The organism is Pseudoalteromonas sp. SR45-5, assembly GCF_014163565.1.
Taxonomy (GTDB): Bacteria; Pseudomonadota; Gammaproteobacteria; order Enterobacterales; family Alteromonadaceae; genus Pseudoalteromonas; species Pseudoalteromonas distincta.
In genome coordinates this window covers 1-2489 of record NZ_JACJDN010000584.1, presented here as the reverse complement: position 1 = coordinate 2489, position 2489 = coordinate 1, and the positions used below count along the sequence as shown (strand labels likewise).

1 protein-coding gene is annotated in these 2489 nt (G+C 41.9%); it reads right to left on the bottom strand.

Translation table 11 applies throughout. From position 1 onward, the window contains the following. Positions 1-2489, bottom strand: a 2489-nt coding sequence (locus H5072_RS16795; protein WP_182694187.1) for a hypothetical protein, incomplete at both ends; no start/stop codon positions are given.

Below are 2489 nucleotides of genomic sequence, written 5' to 3'. Positions count from 1 at the left end.
ATGAATCAATTTGAGTAGCATCAATTGTACCTGCAGCAAAATCAACACAATCTTCAAGTGCTTGTGCTTGTGTATCAGCAGTAACAAGTGAAACAGTTGCGTCATTTTCACCCATTAATGTAGCGCCCCAAGCAACAACTAATTGCTCGCCTTGGTAAGAAGCTGAAGCACTGATCATTTCACCGGTAGTTTCGTTCTCTAATTCTAAAACTAACGCATCTAAGTCATAGTTATATGACCAATCAGGTTGACGAGTAGAAGTACCTTCACCTGAGTTACCCATTTCAGCTAGTTCATCAATTACGTCAGCAAGAACGTCTGCTGCATCGATAACCGCTTGACCGCCAGTGTTAGTAAGCACAGTCATAGTCGATAATGACTCTGATGTAGCTTTAACAGAAGTTAGTACTTCAAGTTTAGCAACCGCCGCTTCAGCAACAAGTTGTAGGTTATAAGCTGTTACAAATTGCTCGCTAGCTAGTTCACCTTGAGCTACAGCAGCTGTTTGCATAGCTGTAAGCGCATCAATCATTGCTTGTGCGCCTTCGCCTTCAAGGTCTAGGTAAGCATTAGCAGCAACTAGTGCTTGCTCAATAGCAATTTCAAGTGCATCAACAGCAGCAGCAAAATCAGACGCAGCAGTAACAGCAGTCATAGCAAGCTCAAGAGCTTCAGTTGCGTTTGCGGCTGTATCTACCATTGCACCTTCTGCGTTAGCAAGTGCGCTTGTAGAAGCTGCTTCAGCTGTGTCTGCTGCTGATTTTTTCTCATCAGCAACGTCTGCAGTGTCTTCAGCAACTAGTTTTGCAGCAGCAAGAGCAATATCAAACGTTTCAATCGCTGCTTCTGCTTCCGCTACTAGTGCAGCTAATGCAGCGTCGTATGCAACGGTGTCAGTTACAGCAACACCTGCATCTGTTTGTAAAGACGTTGCAGAATCAAGAATCTGTTGGTAATCAGAGCTTTGAGTAACTAACGCTTTTGCAGCAGTTACATAACCTTGTGATTTAACAAAAATAGAACCCGCTTTAGCTGTTAAACCAGCAGTAGCAGCTTCATTTTTCAGTAATGTTACAGCGCTTACAAATGCAGCTGCGTTATCAGCTGTAAGAGCATCGCCACCCATTGCTTGAACATCAGCAAGTGAACTTTGAGCTGTTTCAATATCCATTTCTAATGCAGTAAGTGCAGTTTGTGAAGCTGTAACTTCTACTGTTAAAGCAGCTGCTAGAGCTGTATAAAAATCATCTCCAACTGTACACTCTGCACCAGTACAACCAATTACTTCTAGTGCTTTTTTAACTTTTACTGCAGCGGCTGCAAGGCCGGCATCAGTTGCTGCACCATTTTTAACAGCTTTGTCTTTAGCTGCTTTTGCTTTTTTAGCAATACCTACTGAATTAGCGGCAAACGCATCAATTTGTGCTTGTGTTGCATTAGGGTTGTTAATAGAGAATGCCGCTTTTAAAGCGTTTTCAATTGCAGTTTCATCACCCGTTGCTACAGCAACAAAAATGTTTGCAGTATTTGTAATTGCTGTTTGTAACATTGTAGCTATTGCAGCAATGCCAGCGTCAGTATTACCTTTAAACTGGCCTGATTTAATACCAGCTTTAATGCTGCTCATTACATCACCAATTGAAGGTAAACCTTGAATTGAAGATGAAAGCTGTGCAATTGCTAAAATACCGTCAGTAAGTTCTTCTTCGCCATCAACATTACTTAAATCTACAGCGCCGCCGTTAGATAAATCGCCAATAATAGCAGAAAGTAAAAGTGCTGCGTCTTGACCCATTACTTGTACAACAGTGTTTAAGCTAGCTGTAGCAATAGCGTCTTCATCTACACTTGAACCTGAGTCAAGAAGAAGACCTGCCACTAACGATGTTAAAAAAGTAACATTAGCTTTATAAGAACCTATAACATTATCGTCGCCAGCTGCAGCGCTCGCTCCAGATGTATCTGCTTCAACAGCTGGAATAAACTTAACAACAGAAAGCTCTAGGTCAGTTTTGTACCATTCGCCAAACTCAATATCAGTATCGCCATCATTTTCGTCGTCAACTTCTGGCGCTTCATCGTAAGTGCCACAACCTACGTAAGCATCACAACGTAAAAAGCTATCATCGCCTTCTTCAGACGTTTTGACAGTAATGTAAACAGGTCCAGTAAAATCATCATCTAGGTAGATGCTGTAACGACCGTTTTCATCAGTTAGCACTTCAGGGTTAGCGGCAATTTTACTTGCTTCTACCGCTGCATCTGCAGCATCTTGTGATAGTGCTTCTTCAGAAAAAGACTCAGCCTCTGCTGAAGCAGCTGAGCGAAATGCAACAGGAACGCTTTGACCAGATGCATCTAAAGTCATTACAGTTACTACTGCACTTTTCATTGAACCTTTAACTGCTTTACCTGTTACTTCAATGTTAAATTGTGCATCGCCCGTTGCAGTGAAAGATTCTACAGGTGTAACAGGAATATTTCTGTCG